Source organism: Streptomyces sp. NPDC002888, assembly GCF_042888465.1.
GTDB lineage: Bacteria > Actinomycetota > Actinomycetes > Streptomycetales > Streptomycetaceae > Streptomyces.
In genome coordinates, this window is record NZ_JBIAPU010000009.1 from 225,036 (window position 1) to 247,136 (window position 22,101).

The window sequence follows — 22,101 nt, forward strand, 5'->3', positions numbered from 1 at the left end:
TTCCGATGTGAAGTTCCAGTGGTCGAACGGTGTGGGTCGACCGGCCCCGACAACCGACCCTAGGGCGGGCCCGAGGGTGCGGTTTGCGCCGGGGGTGCTCACCGGCGCGGCGAACCGGTGTGGAGGACCCGGGACGAGCCTACGCGCGTGCGTGCGTTCGCTCATTCCTGCGGGCGCTCTCCGTTCGGTCCTGCGGGCGCTCACCGTTCGGTGACGTCGTGGCCGCCACCACTCCTCGATCCCGGCCAAGTAGCCTCCGGTGCACGGGAGTTGGGTTCTTCCTCCGCTCGTGAGGGGCCTTGTCGTACCGCGCGGTGCCCGACGTCGGAGATCATTCTTGGAGTACGTCGCCCCACAGCCTGGAGACCCCCGGTGAAACGCCCGATCCTGCTCGTCGCCCTTCTGCTGCTGGCCGGCTGCACCTCAGCGCCGGACGACAAGACCGACGACAAGCGCGACGGCGCCCGCGACAGCGGCGGGCGCTGGCAGCCCGAGCCCGGCGTCGCCTGGCAGTGGCAGCTCAGCGGCCGCCTCGACACCTCCGTCGACGTACCGGTCTACGACATCGACGGTTTCGACCACTCCAAGGCCACGGTCGCCGCCCTGCACGACAAGGACCGCAAGGTCATCTGCTATCTCTCCACCGGCGCCTGGGAGGACTGGCGCCCGGACGCCGGGAAGTTCCCGAAGTCCGTGGTGGGCAAGGGCAACGGCTGGGAGGGCGAGCGCTGGCTCGACATCCGCCGCACCGACGTCCTGGAACCGCTGATGGCGGCCCGCCTCGACATGTGCCGCGAGAAGGGCTTCGACGCGGTCGAGCCGGACAACATGGACGGCTACGACAACACCACCGGCTTCCCGATCGAGGCCGCCGACCAGCTCCGCTACAACCGCCTCATCGCACGCCTGGCCCACGAACGGGGCATGTCCGTCGGCCTGAAGAACGACCTCGACCAGATCCCCGAACTGGTGAAGGACTTCGACTTCGCGGTCAACGAGCAGTGCGCCCAGTACGACGAATGCACCACCCTGGAGCCGTTCGTGAAGGCGGGCAAGGCGGTCTTCCACGTCGAGTACGAACTCCCCACGGACCGCTTCTGCGCCGAGGCCCGCCGCCTGAAGCTGAGCTCCCTGCTCAAGAAGTACGAACTGGGGGCCTGGCGCCGGGCGTGCTGAACCCGAGCCCGGTGACGGCCGTTCCCGCCACCCGGTCGGCGAGGGAGCGCCGAGCCGGCGACAGGACGGGCAGCGCGTTCAGCAGGAAGACCACCACGGCCACGGCCCACACGAGCACCGACAGCACGAGGTGGCCCTCGACCAGCAGGACACAGGCCAGGGCGTACACGGCGATGTCGGCGGTGGTGGTCGTCGCGGCGCGCAGAGCCGCCCGGCGCCCCCGGTACGAGGTGACCTTCAGGCCGAGCAGGGCCTTGCCGACGGTGCGTCCGGCGAAGGCGAGAGACGCCCACTGGTAGAGGAACGTCACGAGGACCAGCAGCCCGAAGGCCTCCTCCACGTACAGCACCGACTTGTCCCACAGCGACAGCCCGAACCGCTGCGAGGCGTCGAGCACGTCCCCACGTGAGGTGAGCAGGTCGAAGCCGCTGCGGGTGGCGAGTTCCGGCACGTCCGTGAACAGCGCCGACATCCGGTGGAAGGTGAACACGGCGAGCACCGAGGCCGCCGCGAGAACCAGCGCGAAGTCGATCAACCAGGCCATGGCGCGGCGCGTTTGCGGCACAGGCGTTCCCCCGATCACACTGCCTTGTCCGTGTACGGCCGAGAGGTTAGCGGCCCAGTGCCAAAACCACGAGCGCCGTCGTCGCCGCGGTTTCCGCGAGGCCCCCGAACACGTCACCGGTGACCCCGCCGAAGCGGCGGACGCAGTGCCGCAACAGGAGTTCGGCGACCGCGGCGGCGGCCACCACCGCGAGGGCGGTGCGGACGATGTCGTACGGCCCGAGAAGGGCGCCCGCGGCCGCGGCGAACCCGGTGACTGCCAGCGCGACGACCCTCGCACCGCCCACCGGCACCACCCCGGCGACCGCGGCTCCCAGCCCCTCCGGCCGGGCCGCCGGCACCCCGCCGCGCGCGGCCAGCGTCAGCGCCAGCCGGGCGGCCGTCGCCGAGACGACAGCCGCGAGCGCGCCCCGGGTCCAGGAGTCGCCGTACGCCTGGGCCAGCGCGGCCACCTGGACGAACAGGACGAACACGAGGGTGATCACGCCGAACGGACCGATGTCCGACTGCTTCATGATCCGCAGCGCGTCCTCGGCGGGCTTGCCGCTGCCCAGCCCGTCCGCGGTGTCGGCGAGCCCGTCGAGGTGCAGGCCACGGGTGAGCACGGCGGGTACGGCCGCGGTGGCGACGGCGGCGAGGAGGGGGCCGGCGCCCAGGAAGAGCAGCAGCAGCCCCAGGGCGGCGGCGCAGGCCCCGATCACCAGGCCGGCCAGCGGGGCGCACAGCATGCCGCCGCGCGCTGCCTCGCGGTCCCAGCGGGTCACCTTGACCGGCAGCACGGTCAGGGTGCCGAAGGCGAAGCGGAGGCCGTCCGGCCAGGGCGGGGTGGAGGAGGCAGGCACCGGCGCAGGTTACCCGGCGGTCGGAAGAGCGCCCCGGGGGGTCGGGGATAAAGTGCGCATATGGGAGATTGGTTGCAGCGGAACATCATCGAGCCGGGCAAGCTGCCGCTCCTCCTCGCCCTCACCTCCTTCGTCCTGACCTTCGTGATCACCCGGGTCATCACCCGCCTCATCCGGGCGGGCAAGGGCCCCTTCCGCAATGTCGAGTCGGAGGGCGGGGTGCACATCCACCACGTGGTCCCGGGGATCCTGCTCACCCTGGCAGGCGGCTTCGGCGCGGTCGCCAGTGGCCGGCACGGCTTCGGCTCGGCCGTGTGCGGGGTCCTCTTCGGCATCGGCGCCGGGCTCGTCCTCGACGAATTCGCGCTGATCCTCCACCTCGACGACGTCTACTGGACCGAGGAGGGCCGCAAGAGCGTCGAGGTCGTCGTGGTCACGGCGGCCCTGGTGGGTCTGATGCTGTCGGGCTTCGTGCCGTTCGGCGTCAACGACCTCTCCGACGACGAACTGCAGGACCGCGGCACCGTCCTCGGCAGCATCGCGGTGAACTTCCTCTTCGCCCTCGTCGCCCTCTTCAAGGGCAAGGCCCGCCTCGCGGTCTTCGGTGTGATCATCCCCCTCATCGCCCTGGTCGGTGCCATCCGCCTGGCCCGCCCCGGCTCCGCCTGGGCCCGCCGCTTCTATCGCAACCGCCCCCGCGCCCGGGCCAAGGCCGGCCTGCGCGCCTACCGGCACGACCGCCGCTGGTCCCGCCCCCGCCGGGCGTTCGAGGACTGGCTCGGCGGCAAACCGGACCCGGCGCAGATCCCGGACCGCCGCTGACGCCGACGCCACGCCGCGACCGCGCACAGCACCAACACCGCGCCGATCGCCGCCAGGTGCTCCTTGCCGGCCAGGTTCTCCTTCACCAGCACCTCGACGACCATCGCCAGGACCACCGCGCCCGCGGTGACGTACGCGCCGTAGCGCCACCCCACGAACACGGCGAGCCCCACCACGGCGGCCGACGGCCCGGTGTCCACGACCTGGGCGTCCGAGGCGGGCAGGCCCAGCGGGGCGTGGGGGCCGAGGGCGATGCCGACGCGGGCGTAGAGAGTGCCGGCGACGGTGGCGGCGTACGCGACGAGGAGGGTCCGCCACCAGCCCAGGCAGATCTCCGCGATCCCGAACACCAGCAGGACCTGCGCGAGCGCACCCCACGCGGGCAGGTCCAGCGCCGGCACGAAGAGCGAGAGGGGGGTGCGCGCAAGAGCGAGCCACAAGGGGTCCTCGGCACGTACGGCCCCCGCGTTCTGCACGAACCGGAAGCCCCACGACTGGTTCTGCACGACATGCAGGGCCGCCGTCAGACACACGGCCCCCAGCGTCATCGGAACCGCCCACAGGCGACGCTCGACCAGCGAGTCGCGGACAGTGGCGTACAGCGTCCCCCACTCCGCGCGGGCCCAGCGGGCGAGCATGCTCACCGGCGCGTCTCCAACTGCCTGCGGTGCAGCCACTTCGGCAGCCCCGGCGCCTCCAGGAACCCCTCCGCGCGCGCCGACGCGAGACCGATGCGCGGCAGGTCCGCGCTCTTCTCGAAGAGCAGGAAGCGCGGCTCCCAGATGGGCCGGTACTTGGCGTTGGCGCGGTACAGCGACTCGATCTGCCACCACCGGGAGAAGAAGCTGAGCAGCGACCGCCACAGCCGCAGCACCGGCCCGGCACCCAGGCGGGCACCCCGTTCGAAGACCGACCGGAACATCGCGAAGTTCAGCGACACCTGGCTGATCCCGATCTCCTCGGCGCGCCGCAACAGCTCGATGACCATGAACTCCATCAGGCCGTTGTCGGAGTCCCGGTCGCGCCGCATGAGGTCCAGCGACAGCCCCTTCGGCCCCCACGGCACGAAGGACAGCATCGCCTTCACCTCGCCGTCGGCGTCCGCGCACTCGAGCATCACGCACCGCCCGTCCCCGAGGTCCCCGAGCCGCCCCAGCGCCATGCTGAACCCGCGCTCGGTGGCCCCGTCGCGCCAGCCGTCGGCGCGCCGCACGAGCCGGGCCATCTCGTCGGCCGGGACGTCCTCGTGCCGCCGGACGCGCACGGTGTACCCGGCCCGCCGCACCCGGTTGTACGCCTGCCGTACGGTCCGCATGGCCCGCCCCTCCAGGGTGAAGTCGGCGACCTCCACGACGGCCTCGTCCCCGAGCTCCAGCGCGTCCAGCCCGTGCCGCGCGTACACGGTCCCGGCCTCCTCGCTGGCCCCCATCACCGCCGGGATCCACCCGTGCGCGCGGGCCTCGGCGAGCCACGGCTCGATCGCCCCCGGCCATGCCTCCGGGTCCCCGAGCGGGTCCGCGGACGCCAGCGACACCCCGCCCACGACGCGGTAGGCGACGGCCGCCTTGCCGGTGGGGGACCAGACGACGCTCTTCTCCCGGCGCAGCGCGAAGTAGCCGAGCGAGTCCCGCTCCCCGTGCCCCTCCAGCAGGTCCCTGAGGCGCCGCTCGTCGTCCTCGGAGAGCGGGTCGACGGCACGCCGGGAGCGGAAGGCGGCGTAGAGGACGGCGAGGACGAGGGCCGTACTCAGCACGTTGACGGCCACGTTGACCCAGTTCGGCGTCGAGATGCCCGGGAAGCGGGAGTCGTCGGCGGCGACCGAGACGAGCCGCAGCGTCCCGTACTGCCAGCGTTCGACGAAGGTGGACGGGCCGGGCGCCCGGTCGGTGACGGTCACCAGCAGCGCGGCCAGCAGCGAGGAGGCGAGCAGCCCGCCGACGGCGACGACGGCGGCGAGCCGCGGGTTGGACCGGTCGCCCCGGGCGTAGAACTCCCGCCGCCCGACGAGCAGCGCGGCCACGAAGCCGGCGGTGAGGCCCAGGGAGATCCAGTTCTGCGCGTACTGCCGGACCTCCGCAAACGCCATCGCCAGGGCGAACAGCGCGAGGAACGCGCCGCTGAGTCCCATGTTCAGGATCCACGCGGCCCGTTTGCGGCGCCGCATGGTCACGGCCAGGAACGCGGTGAAGACCCCCGACGCGAACCCCGCCGTCAGCAGATACGGCGTGAAGTAGTTCTCCTGGTTGTGCCGCCGCACATCCTGCCCCAGGGAGACCCACACCGCACTGAGGAAGTTGACGAACGCGACGGCTCGCAGATACCAGACGGCGAGGGCGGCTGCGCGCCGCGAGGCGACTCCCATGAGGAGTGATCATATGGGCGGTATTGCCGCGAACCGTCCTCTTTCGTCTTTTCGTCCCTCTTGTTGTCAGCCGCTTCCGGCGGTTCCGCTAGGCCGGCTCGTCCTTCTCCGGCTCCTCCTCGGAGGGCTCGGGCTCCTCCTCGGAGGGCTCCGGCTTCTCCTCGGAGGGCTCGGGCTTCTCCGGCAGCTCCGCCGCCAGCGCGGACGCGGCCTGCACCAGCGGCAGCGCCAGCAGCGCGCCCGCGCCCTCGCCCACGGTCACCCCCTGGTCCAGCAGCGGCTCCAACGCCATCCGGTCCAGCGCCTTGGCCTGCCCCGGCTCGCCACTGGTGTGACCCGCCAGCCACCAGTCCGGCGCCCGGAACGCGACCCGCTGCCCCACCAGCGCACAGGCGGCGGCCACGACCCCGTCGAGGACCACCGGCATCTTCCGTACGGCGCTCTGCAGCAGGAACCCGGTCATCGCGGCGACGTCGGCCCCGCCCACGGTCGCCAGCAGCTGCAACTGGTCCCCGAGCACCGGCCGGGCCCGCCGCAACGCGTCCCGGATCACCGCGCACTTGCGCATCCACGCCAGGTCGTCGATCGCGAGACCGCCCCGCCCGGTCACCACGGACGCGTCGGTCCCGCACAGCGCGGCCACCAGCACACCCGCCACCGTGGTCCCGCCCACGCTCACATCGCCGAGCACGACCAGATCCGTACCGGAGTCGGCCTCCTCGTCGGCCACCGCCATCCCGGCCCGGAAGGCCGCCTCCGCCTCCTGCGGGGTCATTGCGTCCTCGATGTCGACACGGCCACTGCCGCGCCGCACCCGATGCCGTACGACGTCCTCCGGCAGCGTCTGCGGGTCGCAGTCCAGCGCCATGTCCACGACCCGCACCGGCACCCCGAGCCGCCGTGCCAGCACGGACACGGGCCGGCCGCCCTCCAGGACCTCGCGCACCAACTCCCCGGCGCTGCCCGCGGGCCGCGCGGAGACGCCCAGCTCGGCGATGCCGTGGTCGCCGGCGAACAACACCACGCGCGGCCGCTCCACCGGCCGCACCGGCACGGCGCCCTGCGCCGCGGCCAGCCACTCACCCAGGTCGTCGAGGCGCCCCAGTGATCCGGGCGGCACGATCTGACGTTCCCGGCGCGCCTCGGCGTCACGGCGGACCCCGCCGTCGGGGCGTTCGATCAGATCGGTGAAGTCGTCGAGATTAAGCGAGCTCATTCGCCGAACAGTACCGGCACCGGTCGAACAGGGCCGCGCCACATGACCAGCACACCCCCGTGGCGTGATTGCACCCAGGAGTGGGATCCCATACGTTCCGTTTTGCAGCGGATTGTCGTACGTCTCTCCGTAGGGAGCCGCCCGTGCCCGCCAAGCCCAGACCGACCCAACTGGCCCTGCCCATCGAACACTTCCACGAGTCGCGCCGAGAGGACTGCCCCTGGTGCGGCTCGACACGTCTGCGCCCCCGCAAACGGCACACGTTCACCATCGACGAGTGCGGCGAGTGCGCCCACGCCTTCCAGAACCCCCGCCTCACACCGGAGGGCCGGGAGTACCACCGCCGCGCCTCCGCCGCACTGCCCGACGTCCCCACCCCCCGTCACCTGCGGGCCGTCGCCCGCGCGATGCTGCCGTTCCCGGAGCCGGAGAGCTGGCTGGACGTGGGTACGGGCAACGCCCGCTTCCCCGTCGCGGCGAAGAGGATCTTCCCCTACACGTCCTTCGACGGCCTCGATCCCACCCGCCGCGTGGAACGGGCCTGGGCGGCGGAGCGCGTGGAGGAGGCGTACGTCGGTCACCTCGCCACTCCGGAGATCACCGCCCGCCTGCGCGCCCGCTACGACGTCGTCAGCATGCTCCACCACCTGGAGCGCACCCCCGACCCCCGCGCGGAACTCCACGCCGCCCTCACCGCCCTGCGCCCCGGCGGCCACCTCCTCCTGGAACTCACCAACCCCCAGAGCACGTTCGCATCCCTCCTGGGCAAGTGGTGGCACCCCCACACCCAGCCCACCCGGCTCCACCTGATCCCCCCGGCCAACCTGCTCGTGGAGCTGGAACACGAGGGCTGCACGATCATCACCCTCGACCGCCGCACCCCCCACACCCCCACCGACCTGACCCGAGCAACCACCCACGCCCTCTCCCGCGCCCTCCCCACCCCCGCGACAGCCCCCTTCACCACCACAGCCCAACTCCTCGACCACTCCCTGGCCCCGCTTCTGCGCCACACCTCCTTCTCCAACGCGTACCGGGTGATCGCCCTCAAGAGATGAACGGACAACCATCCCGCGGGCACGCTGAAAGCCACCCGCTCGGTCAGCCCCGGAGCACCACGGCCTGGCCAGCGACCACCACAACCACCTGCTCGCACTCGCCCGCGAACGCCGCGTTCAGCCGACCCAGTTCGTCGCGGTACCGGCGCCCGGACGCCGTGGCCGGGACGATCCCCGACCCCACCTCGTTCGAGACGGCGACAACGGTCCGCCGAGCCTCCCGCACGGCCGCCGTCAACTCCGCGACCCGCGCACGCAACGCCCGCTCACCCCCCTCCGCCCACACCGCGTCGTCCCACGCCCCGACGGAGTCCATCGCGTCCGTCAGCCACAGGGACAGGCAGTCGATCAGCAGCGGTGCCCCCTCCTCCGTCAGCAGGGGCACCAGGTCGCAGGTCTCCACCGTCCGCCACGACCCCGGCCTCCGCTCCCGATGCACGGCGACCCGGGCCGCCCACTCGGTGTCCCCGCCCCGCGAACCCCCCGTCGCCACGTACAGGACGTCCGGAAAGGACTCCAGCCGCCGCTCGGCCTCCACGGACTTCCCCGACCGCGCCCCACCCAGCACCAGCGTCCGCCGCGGCACGTCCGGCACCTCCTCGTACGCCCCCACCATCAGCGTCGACCCGTCCGCCACCGCCCGCGCCCCGGCCGCCGCGAGCCGCCGCCGCAACTCCGCTCCGGGCGGCACGTCGTGGTCGAGATGAACGGCGATCACGTCCGTGGTCGGCCCGACCGCCCCCACCGCCCGCAGCTTCGCCAACGCGTCCGGCCGCCCCACGACGTCCGCGAGCACCATGTCGTACCCCGCGGCGGAGTCGCCCCCCTTCTCCAGCCCGGCCGGCGCACCCCCGGGCGGCAGATACAGCAGCCGCTGCCCGTCCGGCCCGCTCACCGCATACCCCGTACCGGGCGCGTCCAACGCCACCGCCCGCACCCGATGCCCCGTCAGCAGCGCCGACTCCCGCCCGTCCGGCACCCGCCCGGGCTGCGGCAACCCGGCCGGCACCTCGACCGGCGGCCCGTCGTGCGGATGCGACAGCAGCACCTGCCGCACACCCCCGAGCGAATGCCCCGCCCGCGCCGCCGCGAACGCCGCACCGGGCGTCAGATCGAGCAGCAGCGCCCCGTCCACGAGCAGCGCGGTCGCCGCCCGCGCATCCCCACCGACCGACATCGCACACCCCGCACAGGAACAGTCAGGACGGGGGAGCCCAACAGGAGCACCGGTACCGAGCAAAGTAACTTCCACGCCCCGATTCTCACCGTCCACTCCCCGACACGCGCGCCCGAGGCCCCTTAAGGGGCCCCACGGGGGCCTCGTAGGGGCGCGGGGCTGTGACATGTGCGGCTCCGCCGCGCGGGCGCGACCGGCCCACGACGACCCGCAGGCGACCAACTGCACGAGTCATCCACGGCGCACCCAGCGGAGCGCCTACGCTTCTACCCTGCACCTGTTCACATCTGGGAGGCGTACATGGCGGCATGGACGTGGCGGTTCGAGAAGGCCGACGGGACGGAGGTCCAGCCCGCGGTGCAGCCCGAGGATTTCACCACGCAGGGAGACGCCGAGTCGTGGATCGGGGAACACTGGAAGGCCCTGCTCGAAGGCGGCACGGACCAGGTGCGGCTGTCCGAGGACGGCACGGAGATCTACGGCCCGATGAGCCTGCACGCCGAAGAGCAGGCGTCGTAGACACGCCGAGAGACAGCCGGAAGACATAGGAAGACCGCGAGGGGCGGCCCGCATCGGGCCGCCCCTCCTCATGTCCCGCTCGTACCGGGCACTCAGCCCCGCACTCCACACAGATGCAGCAACGCCGCGACCCCCCGATACGGATCCGTCCGCCCGGCCCGCTCCTCAGCCGCCAGCAGCGCGTCCAGGTCGGCCGGGAGCTCCGCGCCGTCCGCCGCCGTGTCGGTGAAGACCCGCACGCCGTACCAGGCATGAAGCGGCGCCCCGATCCCGGCCAGCGTCGCGGTCAGCGTGGTGAGCCGGTCCGCGCGGACGTCGAGCCCGAGCCGGTTGGTGTAGGACACGGTGTCGAAGGCGCCCATTGCTCCGGACCAGTCACCGGACAGGCCCGGCCGCATCGCCAGCGCGTCCGCGTTGCGCACGAGCAGGGACAGCAGCCCGCCCGGGGCGAGCATCCGCGCCAGCCCCGCCAGCAGGGGGTCCGGCTCCTCGACGTACATGAGGACGCCATGGCACAGCACGACGTCGAAGCTGCCCGGCAGGAAGTGCACGCCGGTGTCGCGGCCGTCGCCCTCGAGGATCCGCATCCGTTCCCGGATGCCCTCCGGCTCGCCGGAGAGGGCCTCGCGGGCCGCCGCGATCATCTCCGCGTCCCGCTCGAGACCGGTCACCTGGTGCCCGGCCCGGGCCAGCCGCAGCGCCTGCGTGCCCTGGCCCATCCCCACGTCGAGCACCCGCAGCCGCTGCCCGACCGGGTACCGGCCCACTATCTGCTCGTCGAGCTGGCGCGCCACCAGCTCCTGTCGTACGACGTCCCGCAACCCGCCCAGTGTGCCGAGCCACGCCTTCGCCGCACCCCCGGAGAAAGACGCAGTGTTCAGGGCCGCTCTCCGCGCTTGACCTGCGGCTTGGGCAGCCGGAGCCGACGCATCTGGAGGGAGCGCATCAGGGCGTAGGCGACCGCGCCCCGCCGGTTCTCGCTGGGGAAGCGCTCGGGCAGCTGCTTGCGCAGCCGGAAGCTCGTGACGAAGGAGTCGAGCACGATCAGCACGATCACGACCAGCCACAGCAGCAGCGCGATGCTCTGCAGCGAGCCCACCCGCACCATGCTCAGCACGAGGATGACCACGGCCATCGGCAGGAAGAACTCCGCCACGTTGAACCGCGAGTCGATGAAGTCGCGGGCGAACTTGCGGACCGGGCCCTTGTCCCGGGCGGGCAGGAACCGCTCGTCGCCGCCGGCCAGCGCCTGGCGCTGCCGGTCAAGGGCGGCACGACGCTCCTCGCGCTGCCGCTTGGCGGCGTCCTTGCGCGTCAGCGACGTGTTGGCGACGCTGCGGCGCTGCGACTGGGAGTCGCTGCGCTTGGGCGTGGGCCGGCCCTTCGGGGCCTGCGGGTCACGGGTTTGCTTGGAGAGGTTCACCTGCGCCTTGTCGGCGACGGGGGCCTTCTCTTCCTTGGCACGGCTACGGAACACAAAACCCAAGGGTACGGGGTCGGGGGCATGGACCCCAGCCCCGTGGGGAACGATCCGGCAACACCAGTCGTCCTGTAGGGGTACAGAGGGGACGTTGCGCACACCTCGTGGACATCCCGGTGAATGCCGGGAGACCCCGGGGACCACCTACTCCCTACGCCGGAGCGGGGACGTACGCAGTCGTCCTTGGGGATGAGCGCATCCGTCCCCGAACAGTGCGTCAATGGATGCAGGGCCCGTACTGTGGGTTCTGTCGCAGAGCTGGAGCTGGACGTCAGAAGGGGGCGCGCGAAGCCCATGAGCGGTGTCATGAAGCGTATGGGGATGATCTTCCGCGCGAAGGCGAACAAGGCCCTTGACCGGGCCGAGGACCCGCGCGAGACCCTCGATTACTCGTACCAGAAGCAGCTGGAGCTCCTCCAGAAGGTCCGCCGTGGCGTCGCCGACGTGGCGACGTCCCGCAAGCGCCTGGAACTCCAGCTGAACCAGCTGCAGTCGCAGTCCACCAAGCTGGAGGACCAGGGCCGCAAGGCGCTCGCGCTGGGCCGTGAGGACCTGGCCCGCGAGGCGCTCTCCCGCCGCGCGGCACTCCAGCAGCAGGTGACGGACCTCGAGACGCAGCACTCGACGCTCCAGGGCGAGGAGGAGAAGCTCACCCTCGCGGCCCAACGCCTCCAGGCCAAGGTGGACGCCTTCCGTACGAAGAAGGAGACGATCAAGGCGACGTACACGGCGGCCCAGGCCCAGACCCGCATCGGCGAGGCCTTCTCCGGCATCTCCGAGGAGATGGGTGACGTCGGGCTGGCAATCCAGCGTGCCGAGGACAAGACCGCGCAGCTCCAGGCCCGCGCCGGCGCGATCGACGAGCTCCTCGCCTCCGGCGCCCTGGACGACCCCTCCGGCATGGCGAAGGACGACATCCAGGCCGAGCTGGACCGCCTCTCCGGTGGTACGGATGTAGAGCTGGAACTGCAGCGCATGAAGGCGGAGCTGGCCGGCGGTCCGTCCGCGGGACAGCAGGCCATCGAGGGCGGCAACGGCCAGTCGCAGACCCAGCAGCAGCCGCAGGACACCCCGCGCTTCGACAAGCAGTAGACGAGCAGGGGACAAGCAGTGGACAAGCGGTAAGGCCCACGCCGAGGAGGCGACATGATCGTACGGATCATGGGGGAGGGGCAGGTGAGGCTGGCCGACGGCCACCTCACCGAGTTGAACAAGCTGGACGACGAACTCCTGACCGAGATGGAGAACGGCGACGGCCCGGGCTTCCGCCGCACCCTGAAGGCCCTGCTCACCAAGGTGCGCGACCTGGGCGAGCCGCTCCCCGACGACTCCCTCGAACCCTCGGACCTCATCCTCCCGGCCCCCGACGCGACCCTGGAGGAGGTCCGGGAGATGCTCAGCGACGACGGCTTGATCCCGGGGTGACCTCTCGGGTCGGGGACGGCACGCCGAGGCACGGCACCTCAAGGCACGGCAACGCGCCAGTTCCGGCGACGACAAGCTGCCCGTACCGTAATCAACCGTGAGCACACTCGAACGCGCCCGGTGCCAGGCCAAGGCACACCCCCTCGCGCTGGACGCGGCGCTGGCGGCCGGCGTCCTGGTATGCATGGTGGCCGGCTCGTTCGTCGACCCGCACGGCGAGGACGGCGTCACGTGGGGCCTGCGCACCCCGGACCCCCTCAGCCTGCTCCTGATGACCCTCGGCGCCATCGCCCTGGTCTTCCGCCGCCGCGCCCCCCTGACGGTCCTCGCCGTCACCGGCACCCTCTCCGTCGTCGAGTCCGTCATCGGCGACCCCCGGGCCCCCGTCGCGATGTCCGCGGTCATCGCCCTCTACACCGTCGCCTCCACCACCGACCGCCCCACCACCTGGCGCGTGGGCCTGCTCACCATGACCGTCCTCACCGGCGCCGCCATGCTCGCCGGCCCCCTGCCCTGGTACGCCCAGGAGAACCTCGGCATCTTCGCCTGGACCGGCATCGGCGCCACCGCGGGCGACGCCGTCCGCAGCCGCCGCGCCTTCATCCACGCCATCAGGGAGCGCGCCGAACGCGCGGAACGCACCCGCGAGGAGGAGGCCCGCCGCCGCGTCGCCGAGGAACGCCTGCGCATCGCCCGTGACCTGCACGACGTCGTCGCCCACCACATCGCCCTGGTCAACGTGCAGGCGGGCGTCGCCGCCCACGTCATGGACAAGCGGCCCGACCAGGCCAAGGAGGCCCTCGCCCACGTACGGGAGGCCAGCCGCTCCGCGCTCAACGAACTGCGCGCCACCGTGGGTCTGCTCCGCCAGTCCGGCGACCCGGAGGCACCGACCGAGCCCGCCCCCGGCCTCGGCCGCCTCGACGAACTCGCCGACACCTTCCGCAACGCCGGCCTCCAGGTCGAGGTCGCCCGCGCCGACCACGACACCACCCTGCCCGCCGCCGTCGACCTGGCCGCCTACCGCGTCATCCAGGAGGCCCTCACCAACGTGCAGAAGCACGCGGGCCCCGAGGCCAAGGCCGAGGTGAGCGTCGTCCGCGTCGGACCGAACATCGAGATCACCGTCCTCGACGACGGCCGCCCCGGCACCGAAGACCACTCCGAGAGCGGCGGCGGCCACGGCCTGCTCGGCATGCGCGAGCGCGTCACCGCCCTCCGCGGCACCCTCACCACCGGTCCCCGCTACGGCGGAGGCTTCCGCGTGCATGCGATCCTGCCGCTCAAGACCCGCCGCGCCCCCAAGGACCCCGAGGACCCCGTATGACGATCCGTGTCCTGCTCGCCGACGACCAGGCGCTGCTCCGCAGCGCCTTTCGTGTGCTCGTCGACTCCGAGCCCGACATGGAGGTGGTCGGCGAGGCGTCCGACGGCGAGGAGGCGGTCCGGCTGGCGAAGGAGGAGCGCGCCGACGTCGTCCTGATGGACATCCGGATGCCCGGCACGGACGGTCTCGCCGCCACCCGCATGATCAGCGCCGACCCCACCCTGGCCCAGGTCCGCGTGGTCATCCTGACGACCTTCGAGGTCGACGACTACGTCGTGCAGTCGCTGCGCGCAGGCGCCTCCGGCTTCCTCGGCAAGGGCTCCGAACCCGAGGAGCTCCTCGCCGCGATCCGGATCGCGGCGGGCGGCGAGGCCCTGCTCTCCCCGGCCGCCACCAAGGGCCTGATCGCCCGCTTCCTCGCCCAGGGCGACGCGGCGGACGACGAACGCGACCCCGCCCGCGCCGAACGTCTCGCCGCGCTCACCGTGCGGGAGCGCGAGGTGCTCGTCCAGGTCGCCGGCGGCCACTCCAACGACGAGATCGCCGAACGCCTGGAGGTGAGCCCGCTGACGGTGAAGACGCACGTCAACCGGGCCATGGCCAAGCTGGGCGCCCGGGACCGGGCCCAGCTCGTGGTGATCGCGTACGAGTCGGGCCTGGTACGCCCAAGGGTGGAGTGACCTCTACCCGGTCGTACTGCGGCGGGAGTATGCGGCGCATAAGGAAATGGACCTGGGGGGCTAGGGATCGCCGCCCCTCGATGGCTCAGGGTGTAAGGGCGGGTGCTCATCTGTGCGCCCGCTGCCGCTTCTGCCGCTCACAGAAGAGAGACCCCTGACCCATGTCCTGGCTGTCCAGGTTCAGCCTCGCGCAACGGGCCCTGATCGGCCTGATGTCGATCATCGCGCTCGCCTTCGGGGCGATCGCGATACCCCAGCTCAAACAGCAGCTCCTGCCCACCATCGAACTGCCCGTGGTCTCCGTCATCGCCCCCTACCAGGGGGCGTCGCCGGACGTGGTCGAGAAGCAGGTCGTCGAGCCCATCGAGGACATGCTGGAGTCCGTCGACGGCATCTCCGGCGTCACCTCCACGGCCAGCGAGGGCAACGCCGTGATCATGGCGTCCTTCGACTACGGCAACGACACCAAGCAACTCGTCGCCGACGTCCAGCAGGCCGTCAACCGGGCCCGCGTCCAGCTCCCGGACGACGTGGACCCGCAGGTCGTCGCCGGTTCGACGGACGACATCCCGACCGTCGTCCTCGCCGTCACCTCCGGCAAGGACCAGCAGGCCCTCGCCGACCAGCTCGACAAGACCGTCGTGCCGGCCCTGAAGGACATCGACGGCGTCGGCCAGGTCACGGTCGACGGCGTACGGGACCTCCGGGTCACCGTCACGCCCGACGACGCGAAGCTCGCCAAGGCGGGCCTGACCTCGCAGGACCTCGGCCAGGCCCTGCAGGCGGGCGGCGCGACCGTCCCGGCGGGCTCCTTCGACGAGGACGGCGCCAACCGCACCGTCCAGGTCGGCGGCGGCTTCACCTCCCTGAAGCAGATCCAGGATCTGATGATCACCGGCAAGAAGCCGGTCCGCCTGGGCGACGTGGCCAAGGTCGAGCAGCGGGAGGCCCCGGCCGACTCGATCACCCGCACCGACGGCAAGCCCAGCCTCGCCGTCGCCGTCACCATGGACCACGACGGCAGCGCGGTCGCCATCTCGGACGCGGTCGAGGACAAGCTGCCCGGCCTGCGCGAGGACCTCGGCGCCGGCGCCTCCGTCACCGTGGTCAGCGACCAGGGCCCGGCGGTGAAGAAGTCCATCGAGGGCCTGACGACGGAGGGCGCGCTCGGCCTGGTCTTCGCGGTCCTCGTCATCCTGGTCTTCCTGGCGTCGGTCCGCTCGACGCTGGTCACCGCGGTGTCCATCCCGCTCTCGGTCGTCCTGGCCCTGATCGTGCTGTGGACGCGTGACCTCTCCCTCAACATGCTGACGCTGGGTGCGCTCACGATCGCGATCGGCCGGGTCGTCGACGACTCGATCGTGGTCCTGGAGAACATCAAGCGCCACCTCGGCTACGGCGAGGAGCGCGAGTCGGCGATCCTCACCGCGGTCCGCGAGGTCGCCGGGGCGGTCACCTCCTCCACCCTCACCACGGTCGCCGTGTTCCTGCCGATCGGCCTGGTCGGCGGCATGGTGGGCGAACTGTTCGGCTCGTTCAGCCTCACGGTGACGGCGGCGCTGCTCGCGTCCCTGCTGGTGTCGCTGACGGTCGTCCCCGTCCTGTCGTACTGGTTCCTGCGCGCCCCGAAGGGCACCTCCGAGGACGCGGAGGAAGCACGCCGCGCGGCGGAGGAGAAGGAGGCGAAGAGCCGCCTCCAGCGCTTCTACGTCCCCGTCCTGCGCTTCGCGACCCGTCGCCGCCTGACCAGCGTGGCGATCGCCGTGGTGGTCCTCGTCGGCACCTTCGGCATGGCGCCGCTGCTGAAGACGAACTTCTTCGACCAGGGCGAGCAGCAGGTCCTCACCGTCAAGCAGGAACTGAAGCCGGGCACCAGCCTCGCGGCAACGGACGTGCAGGCGAAGAAGGTCGAGGAACTGCTCGGCGGGACCAAGGGTGTCAAGGACTACCAGGTCACCATCGGCTCCTCCGGCTTCCTGGCCGCCTTCGGCGGCGGCACGGACTCCAACCAGGCCTCGTACCAGGTGATGCTGGAGGACTCGGCGTCGTACGAGGACGTCCAGGACCGCGTCGAGGAGGGTCTTGGCAAGCTGAAGGGCATCGGCACGACCACCGTCGCCGCCGGTGACGGCTTCAGCAACCAGGACCTGAGCGTCGTCGTGAAGGCGGCCGACGCCGGCGTGCTGCGCCAGGCGGCGGAGAAGGTCCGGGACTCCGTGGCCGGGCTCGACCACGTCACCGACGTGACCAGCGACCTGTCGCAGAGCGTGCCGCGCATCTCCGTGAAGGCCAACGACAAGGCGGCCGCGGCCGGCTTCAACGACCAGACGCTGGGCGCCGCGGTGACCCAGGCGGTTCGGGGCACCACCACCGCCAAGGCGATCCTCGACGACACCGAGCGGGACGTCGTCGTCACCTCGGCCAAGCCGGCGAAGACGCTCCAGGAGCTGAAGGACCTGCGCCTGGGCCCGGTGAAGCTGGGTGACATCGCCACGGTGAAGCTGGTGGACGGCCCGGTGTCGATGACCCGGATCGACGGTCAGCGCGCGGCCACCATCACCGCGAAGCCGACCGGCGACAACACGGGCGCGGTGAGCACCGACCTCCAGGCCAAGATCAACGCGCTGAAGCTCCCGGCGGGCGCCACGGCCGAGATCGGCGGTGTCTCGCAGGACCAGGACGACGCGTTCAAGAACCTGGGCCTCGCCATGCTCGCGGCGATCGCGATCGTCTTCATGCTCCTGGTCGCGACCTTCCGCTCGCTGGCCCAGCCGCTGATCCTGCTGGTCTCCATCCCCTTCGCGGCGACGGGTGCGATCGGCCTGCTGGTGGCCACCGGCACCCCGATGGGCGTCCCGGCGATGATCGGCATGCTGATGCTGATCGGCATCGTGGTCACCAACGCGATCGTGTTGATCGACCTCATCAACCAGTACCGCAAGCAGGGCTACGGCGTCGTCGAGGCGGTCGTCGAGGGCGGCCGTCACCGGCTCCGCCCGATCCTGATGACGGCCCTGGCGACGATCTTCGCCCTTCTGCCGATGGCGCTGGGCGTCACCGGCCAGGGCGGCTTCATCGCTCAGCCGCTGGCGGTGGTCGTGATCGGCGGCCTGATCACCTCGACGCTGCTGACCCTGCTGCTCGTACCGACGCTCTACGCGATGCTGGAACTCCGCAAGGAGCGGCGCGCCAAGAAGCGGGCGGCGAAGCGGGAGAAGAAGGCGGGCCTGTCCGACAAGGCGAGCTCGTCCTCGAACGAGCCGGAGCACGCGAGCGTGTGACGGCCCGTGAGCCACGGCGGGGGGGGGGGGGGGGGGGGGGGGGGGGGGGGGGGGGGGCCCCCCCCCCCCCCCCCCCCCCCCCCCCCCCCCCCCCCCCCCCCGCCCCGCTCCCGTCGTGGGGCGGCTGCGGGACGGTGGGGCGGCCGAGTCGGATAGTGGGTGCCCGGATTCATGGAAGCGAGACGGCTCGCGTCGCCCTGTGTTCAACTCCCGTTCAAGCGTGGGCGGGACGGTTGCGCCGACCCGAGGACCGCCACCCTCCACGGCCCCACCGTCACAGGAGACACCATGTCGCTCACCCGCAGGGACTTCGGCAGAAAATCCGCGATCACCGGTGCCGGTGTCGCACTGGCGGGCAGCGTCGGCGCCCTCGCCACCGCTCCGAACGCCCTCGCGTCCACGGACGTCGAGAACGTGGGCGACGAGTCCGCGGCCGTCGGGGGTGGCGTCGGCTACGGCCCGCTGGTTCCCGACCCCGACGGCATCCTCGCGCTGCCTGCCGGCTTCAAGTACCGGATCATCACCTACAGCGGGAAGACCAAGCTGGAGTCCGGCGAGTTCACCCCGTCCAACCATGACGGCACCGCCACCTTCGCCGGGCCGCGCGGCGCGACCCTTCTGGTCAACAACCACGAGCTGAAGGGCCCGCGGGCCGGGTGGCCGCACCCGGTGCCGCTCACCGAGGGCCTCGTCTACGACCCGGCCGCCTCGGGCGGCTGCACGGTCGTCGAGGTGCGTCCCGGTGGACACGTCGCCGAGTGGGTCGGCATCGCCGGTACCTCCACCAACTGCGCGGGCGGCAGCACCCCGTGGGGTACGTGGCTCACCTGCGAGGAGACCGAGGACAAGGCCGGCTCCAACGGCATGACCAAGGACCACGGCTACGTCTTCGAGGTCGACCCCGCCGACCGCCGCGCCAACCGCAGCCCGAAGCCGATCAAGGCGTTCGGACGCTACGCCCACGAGGCCGTCGTCATCGACCCCAAGCGCGGGCACGCCTTCCTCACGGAGGACGCCTCCGGCCCCAACGGCCTGCTGTACCGCTGGACCCCGCCAGAGGGCTTCTGCCACGGCCGGGGCAAGCTGCGCGCCCTCGCCGACGACGCCGGCGTCCTGCAGGCCTTCAAGTGCTTCGACTCCGGCGGCACGTTCGTCGACGACCTCTCGCGGGCGACGAAGATCGGCACCGTGTACGGCGTCGACTGGGTGGACGTCCCCGACCGCGACGCCAGGACGACTCCGGTGCGCAAGCAGTTCACCACCGGCCAGGTCACCCGCGCCCGCAAGCTGGAGGGCATGTGGTGGGGCGACGGCGGCACCTACATCGTCTCCTCGTACGCCCGTGAGGAGAGCCCCGTCCAGCACGACGGCCAGGTCTGGTTCTACGACCCCAAGCGCCGCACCCTGACCCTGAAGGTCCTGCTGGGCGTGAACCCGGACCCGTCCGTCGACGGCGCCTTCGACGGGCCCGACAACATCACCGTCTCGCCCTACGGCGGGCTCGTCATCGCCGAGGACGGCGAGGGCGTCCAGCATCTGTTCGGCGCCACCGACAGCGGCCGTACCTATCCGATCGCCCGCAACGACCTGAACATCGGCACCGAGGAAAAGCCCGAGTACAGCGAGTTCACCGGCGTCACCTTCTCGCCCGACGGCCGGACCCTGTACGCCAACATCCAGACGCCGGGCATCATGCTCGCCATCACCGGCCCCTGGAAGCGCCAGAAGCGGTAACCCGCGGAAGCGGGAATTAATTCGCTCGCCTGTGCCGAGTTGCGCCTCCTACAGTGAGATCACAACGTCACGCACCTCCCGGTGCGATGGCAGCGGCTACTTCTCTCTCAAAGAATCCACGCCGCCGCCGACTTGATCTCGGGAGGCGCAGCTCATGGTGGGTGCCCGGTGCGCAGGCAACGGTTACTTCATTGGATCGGACGGTTGCGGGTTCGAGTCCCGTCATCGACTTCGGGTCGGTGTAGCTCAATTGGTAGAGCATCTGGCTAAGTCCGTCGCCGACTCCTGATCTCGGGCACCCTCCTTTTGCTGCGCCTCTCTCCGAAACACGAATGAATTCGGGGGAATTCACCATGGCGCGATTCAACACCAAGACCACCAAGGCGCAGCCCGTCTCGCGTGTCACCTCGACGGGCCGGGTGCTCCGTACCTACGAGGGCGGCCGGGGCCGTGAGCGCGACGCGCGCTCCGAGCTCTTTCTGCTCGCCGTCTCCAACTTCGTCTCGCAGCAGACCTTCTACGAGGCCGGCGCCGACCGTGACGACCGGTTCCAGCGGCTCGTGCGCGAGCTCGCCGTCACCGACCCGGCGTGGACCGCGGGTCTGCTCGGCTGGCTGCGCGGCGAGGGTAATCTCCGTACGGCCGCGGTCGTCGGTGCCGCCGAGTACGTGAAGGCGCGCCTGGAGGCCGGCGCGACCGAGGGTCCGTCGAACCGCCGGGTCGTGGACTCCGTGCTCCAGCGGCCCGACGAGCCCGGTGAGCTGCTCGCCTACTGGACGGCGCAGTACGGCCGTAACGTCCCCAAGCCCGTCAAGCGCGGCATCGCCGACGCCGTACGGCGTCTGTACAGCGGCAAGTCCCTGCTGAAGTACGACACCGCGTCGAAGGGGTACCGCTTCGGCGACATCCTCAACCTGGTGCACGCGGCGCCGGACCCGGACAAGCCGTGGCAGGGCGAGCTGTTCCAGTACGCCCTCGACCGGCGGCACAACCCGGACACGGCGGTGCCGCCCGCGTCGAACCACGTTCTCACCGCGCACCGCGAGCTCATGGCGCTGCCGGTCGAGGAGCGGCGCGCGGCCGTCACCTCGGAGGGTGGTGCCGAGCGGCTCGCGGCGGCCGGGATGACGTGGGAGGCGCTGGCGGGCTGGCTGCAGGGGCCGATGGACAAGGAGGCATGGGAGGCCGTGATTCCGTCCATGGGGCCGATGGCGCTGGTCCGTAACCTGCGCAACTTCGACGAGGCCGGGGTCTCCGACGAGGTCGCCGCGCAGGTGGCGGCCCGCATCAGTGACCCGGCGGAGGTCGCGCGCTCGCGACAGTTCCCGTTCCGCTACCTCGCCGCGTACCAGCACGCGCCCTCGCTGCGCTGGGCGTACCCGCTGGAGCAGGCGCTCGGCCACTCGCTGGCCAACGTGCCCGCGCTGTCCGGGCGGACGCTGGTGCTCGTCGACCGCTCGGGCTCGATGTTCTACTCGCGGCTGTCCGACCGCTCCGAGCTCAACCGGGCCGACGCGGCGGCGATCTTCGGCACGGCGCTCGCGCTGCGGGCGGCGGACGCGGATCTCGTCGAGTTCGGCACGACCAGCAACGCGATCGGGTTCCGCAAGGGCGAGTCCGTGCTGAAGATCCTGGAGCGCTTCGGCGACCTCGGTGGCACCGACACGACGGGGGCGGTGCGGCGCCACTACCGGAAGCACGACCGGGTGCTGATCGTCACCGACGAGCAGTACGCGTACAGCCAGTACGGCGAGCCGGCCGAGCAGGTCCCCGCGCACGTGCCGGTCTACACCTGGAACCTCGCCGGGTACCGGGCGGGCCACGGCCCGACCGGGAAGGGTAACCGGCACACGTTCGGCGGTCTCTCGGACGCCGGGTTCCGGATGGTGCCGCTGCTCGAGGCGGCGCGTGACGCCGACTGGCCGTGGGTCGCCTGACCTGTCCGCCTGGCGTTGAGGGCCCGCACTTCGGTGCGGGCCCTCTTGTGTGCTCAGTGCACGTAGTCGCGCACGTGCACGATCGAGCCGTCGCGCACCCGCATCACCAGCAGGCCCGGAACCTGGAACCGCTCACCGGTGGTGGCGAGGGTTCCAGTGACGATCTGCTCGACGACGATCACCTCGGGGTCGGTGGAGTCGTGAACGGCCACCTCGACGACGCTTTCGGGTCGCGCCGGGCTCGCACCCCAGGCGGCCCGGTACGCGGCGCGCACCTCCTCGCGCCCGTCACAGCGCTTGGGCAGTCCGGGGAACGGGAACGGCACCTCGTGCACGGCGTCGGGTGCGTAGAGGTCGGCCAGGTCGTCGGCCGACAAGTTGAGCAGCGCGCGTCGGTAGCGGGCCAGGACGTCGCGAGGCCCCTGGTTGACCGACGGGTGTCGGTCGGACGGGTCCGAGTCTTCAAACGGGGACTGTCTCCGCTTCATTCTCGGTACCATA

20 protein-coding genes are annotated in these 22,101 nt (G+C 71.6%); 11 read left to right on the plus strand and 9 right to left on the minus strand.

What is annotated here, in order from left to right; genetic code table 11:
• Nucleotides 1–372 precede the first annotated feature (372 nt).
• Entirely contained in the window at nucleotides 373–1,176 is an 804-nt protein-coding gene (locus ACFYWX_RS17360) for an endo alpha-1,4 polygalactosaminidase (RefSeq protein ID WP_389424880.1), read from the plus strand.
• Here the strand turns inward: ACFYWX_RS17360 and ACFYWX_RS17365 are convergent.
• Nucleotides 1,136–1,720, minus strand: a complete 585-nt coding sequence (locus tag ACFYWX_RS17365) for an RDD family protein (RefSeq protein WP_389424881.1) — start codon at nucleotides 1,718–1,720, stop codon at nucleotides 1,136–1,138. The two genes, ACFYWX_RS17360 and ACFYWX_RS17365, sit on opposite strands and share 41 nt — an antisense overlap.
• A 67-nt stretch (nucleotides 1,721–1,787) precedes the next feature.
• Nucleotides 1,788–2,582 carry an adenosylcobinamide-GDP ribazoletransferase gene (locus tag ACFYWX_RS17370; RefSeq protein WP_389424882.1) on the minus strand — a complete coding sequence of 265 codons (795 nt, stop codon included), beginning with the start codon at nucleotides 2,580–2,582 and terminating at the stop codon, nucleotides 1,788–1,790.
• Between the two features lie 60 nt (nucleotides 2,583–2,642).
• On the opposite strand from ACFYWX_RS17370, the gene ACFYWX_RS17375 reads away from it, so the two are divergent.
• Nucleotides 2,643–3,404, plus strand: coding sequence for a hypothetical protein (locus ACFYWX_RS17375; RefSeq protein ID WP_389424883.1), 762 nt, complete (start codon nucleotides 2,643–2,645; stop codon nucleotides 3,402–3,404).
• Here the strand turns inward: ACFYWX_RS17375 and ACFYWX_RS17380 are convergent.
• From ACFYWX_RS17380 to cobT, 3 genes are all read right to left on the minus strand, one after another.
• Nucleotides 3,308–4,048 carry a hypothetical protein gene (locus ACFYWX_RS17380; RefSeq protein WP_389424884.1) on the minus strand — a complete coding sequence of 247 codons (741 nt, stop codon included), beginning with the start codon at nucleotides 4,046–4,048 and terminating at the stop codon, nucleotides 3,308–3,310. The two genes, ACFYWX_RS17375 and ACFYWX_RS17380, sit on opposite strands and share 97 nt — an antisense overlap.
• Nucleotides 4,045–5,766, minus strand: coding sequence for a phosphatidylglycerol lysyltransferase domain-containing protein (locus ACFYWX_RS17385; protein WP_389424885.1), 1,722 nt, complete (start codon nucleotides 5,764–5,766; stop codon nucleotides 4,045–4,047). Before ACFYWX_RS17385 ends, ACFYWX_RS17380 begins: the two co-directional genes overlap by 4 nt.
• Before the next feature lie 88 nt (nucleotides 5,767–5,854).
• A complete protein-coding gene (cobT, locus tag ACFYWX_RS17390) occupies nucleotides 5,855–6,982 on the minus strand; it encodes a nicotinate-nucleotide--dimethylbenzimidazole phosphoribosyltransferase (RefSeq protein ID WP_389424886.1) in 1,128 nt (375 codons plus the stop codon).
• A gap of 143 nt (nucleotides 6,983–7,125) precedes the next feature.
• Here cobT and ACFYWX_RS17395 point away from each other — a divergent pair, with 143 nt between their 5' ends.
• Complete coding sequence (locus ACFYWX_RS17395; RefSeq protein WP_389424887.1) at nucleotides 7,126–8,040, plus strand: class I SAM-dependent methyltransferase; 915 nt, start codon at nucleotides 7,126–7,128, stop codon at nucleotides 8,038–8,040.
• Between the two features lie 43 nt (nucleotides 8,041–8,083).
• Here the strand turns inward: ACFYWX_RS17395 and ACFYWX_RS17400 are convergent, their stop codons facing one another.
• Entirely contained in the window at nucleotides 8,084–9,292 is a 1,209-nt protein-coding gene (locus ACFYWX_RS17400) for a bifunctional adenosylcobinamide kinase/adenosylcobinamide-phosphate guanylyltransferase (protein WP_389424888.1), read from the minus strand.
• Between the two features lie 225 nt (nucleotides 9,293–9,517).
• On the opposite strand from ACFYWX_RS17400, the gene ACFYWX_RS17405 reads away from it, so the two are divergent.
• Nucleotides 9,518–9,736, plus strand: a complete 219-nt coding sequence (locus tag ACFYWX_RS17405; RefSeq protein WP_389424889.1) for a hypothetical protein — start codon at nucleotides 9,518–9,520, stop codon at nucleotides 9,734–9,736.
• A 92-nt stretch (nucleotides 9,737–9,828) separates the two neighbouring features.
• Here the strand turns inward: ACFYWX_RS17405 and ACFYWX_RS17410 are convergent, their stop codons facing one another.
• Nucleotides 9,829–10,530, minus strand: a complete 702-nt coding sequence (locus ACFYWX_RS17410; RefSeq protein WP_389424955.1) for a class I SAM-dependent methyltransferase — start codon at nucleotides 10,528–10,530, stop codon at nucleotides 9,829–9,831.
• Nucleotides 10,531–10,613: 83 nt separating this feature from the next.
• Complete coding sequence (locus tag ACFYWX_RS17415; protein WP_389424890.1) at nucleotides 10,614–11,213, minus strand: DUF3043 domain-containing protein; 600 nt, start codon at nucleotides 11,211–11,213, stop codon at nucleotides 10,614–10,616.
• Between the two features lie 324 nt (nucleotides 11,214–11,537).
• On the opposite strand from ACFYWX_RS17415, the gene ACFYWX_RS17420 reads away from it, so the two are divergent.
• The 7 genes from ACFYWX_RS17420 to ACFYWX_RS17450 all read left to right on the plus strand — a co-directional run bounded on the left by ACFYWX_RS17420 (nucleotide 11,538) and on the right by ACFYWX_RS17450 (nucleotide 21,600).
• The gene (locus ACFYWX_RS17420; protein ID WP_389424956.1) at nucleotides 11,538–12,308 is read left to right on the plus strand and encodes a PspA/IM30 family protein; all 771 of its coding nucleotides are present in this window, start codon (nucleotides 11,538–11,540) and stop codon (nucleotides 12,306–12,308) included.
• Nucleotides 12,309–12,362: 54 nt separating this feature from the next.
• Nucleotides 12,363–12,641 (plus strand): hypothetical protein, encoded by a 279-nt coding sequence (locus ACFYWX_RS17425; protein WP_389424891.1) that lies wholly within the window; start codon nucleotides 12,363–12,365, stop codon nucleotides 12,639–12,641.
• Between the two features lie 97 nt (nucleotides 12,642–12,738).
• Nucleotides 12,739–13,968 (plus strand): sensor histidine kinase, encoded by a 1,230-nt coding sequence (locus ACFYWX_RS17430; protein WP_389424892.1) that lies wholly within the window; start codon nucleotides 12,739–12,741, stop codon nucleotides 13,966–13,968.
• Nucleotides 13,965–14,648 carry a response regulator gene (locus tag ACFYWX_RS17435; RefSeq protein WP_389424893.1) on the plus strand — a complete coding sequence of 228 codons (684 nt, stop codon included), beginning with the start codon at nucleotides 13,965–13,967 and terminating at the stop codon, nucleotides 14,646–14,648. Before ACFYWX_RS17430 ends, ACFYWX_RS17435 begins: the two co-directional genes overlap by 4 nt.
• Before the next feature lie 161 nt (nucleotides 14,649–14,809).
• Nucleotides 14,810–17,929, plus strand: coding sequence for an efflux RND transporter permease subunit (locus ACFYWX_RS17440; protein ID WP_389424894.1), 3,120 nt, complete (start codon nucleotides 14,810–14,812; stop codon nucleotides 17,927–17,929).
• A 288-nt stretch (nucleotides 17,930–18,217) separates the two neighbouring features.
• Entirely contained in the window at nucleotides 18,218–19,663 is a 1,446-nt protein-coding gene (locus ACFYWX_RS17445; protein ID WP_389424895.1) for an alkaline phosphatase PhoX, read from the plus strand.
• A gap of 353 nt (nucleotides 19,664–20,016) precedes the next feature.
• The gene (locus tag ACFYWX_RS17450; RefSeq protein WP_389424896.1) at nucleotides 20,017–21,600 is read left to right on the plus strand and encodes a TROVE domain-containing protein; all 1,584 of its coding nucleotides are present in this window, start codon (nucleotides 20,017–20,019) and stop codon (nucleotides 21,598–21,600) included.
• 53 nt (nucleotides 21,601–21,653) lie between these two features.
• Here the strand turns inward: ACFYWX_RS17450 and ACFYWX_RS17455 are convergent, their stop codons facing one another.
• Nucleotides 21,654–22,088, minus strand: a complete 435-nt coding sequence (locus ACFYWX_RS17455; RefSeq protein ID WP_389424897.1) for a nuclear transport factor 2 family protein — start codon at nucleotides 22,086–22,088, stop codon at nucleotides 21,654–21,656.
• Nucleotides 22,089–22,101: the final 13 nt, after the last annotated feature.

Excerpts from the sequence above, each read along its gene's own strand:
- ACFYWX_RS17365 (WP_389424881.1), bottom strand. The coding sequence starts at position 1,720 with ATGGCCTGGTTGATCGACTTCGCGCTGGTTCTCGCGGCGGCCTCGGTG.
- ACFYWX_RS17375 (WP_389424883.1), top strand. The coding sequence starts at position 2,643 with ATGGGAGATTGGTTGCAGCGGAACATCATCGAGCCGGGCAAGCTGCCG.
- ACFYWX_RS17385 (WP_389424885.1), bottom strand. The coding sequence starts at position 5,766 with ATGGGAGTCGCCTCGCGGCGCGCAGCCGCCCTCGCCGTCTGGTATCTG.
- cobT (WP_389424886.1), bottom strand. The coding sequence starts at position 6,982 with ATGAGCTCGCTTAATCTCGACGACTTCACCGATCTGATCGAACGCCCC.
- ACFYWX_RS17405 (WP_389424889.1), top strand. The coding sequence starts at position 9,518 with ATGGCGGCATGGACGTGGCGGTTCGAGAAGGCCGACGGGACGGAGGTC.
- ACFYWX_RS17420 (WP_389424956.1), top strand. The coding sequence starts at position 11,538 with ATGATCTTCCGCGCGAAGGCGAACAAGGCCCTTGACCGGGCCGAGGAC.
- ACFYWX_RS17425 (WP_389424891.1), top strand. The coding sequence starts at position 12,363 with ATGATCGTACGGATCATGGGGGAGGGGCAGGTGAGGCTGGCCGACGGC.
- ACFYWX_RS17435 (WP_389424893.1), top strand. The coding sequence starts at position 13,965 with ATGACGATCCGTGTCCTGCTCGCCGACGACCAGGCGCTGCTCCGCAGC.
- ACFYWX_RS17440 (WP_389424894.1), top strand. The coding sequence starts at position 14,810 with ATGTCCTGGCTGTCCAGGTTCAGCCTCGCGCAACGGGCCCTGATCGGC.
- ACFYWX_RS17445 (WP_389424895.1), top strand. The coding sequence starts at position 18,218 with ATGTCGCTCACCCGCAGGGACTTCGGCAGAAAATCCGCGATCACCGGT.
- ACFYWX_RS17450 (WP_389424896.1), top strand. The coding sequence starts at position 20,017 with ATGGCGCGATTCAACACCAAGACCACCAAGGCGCAGCCCGTCTCGCGT.
- ACFYWX_RS17455 (WP_389424897.1), bottom strand. The coding sequence starts at position 22,088 with ATGAAGCGGAGACAGTCCCCGTTTGAAGACTCGGACCCGTCCGACCGA.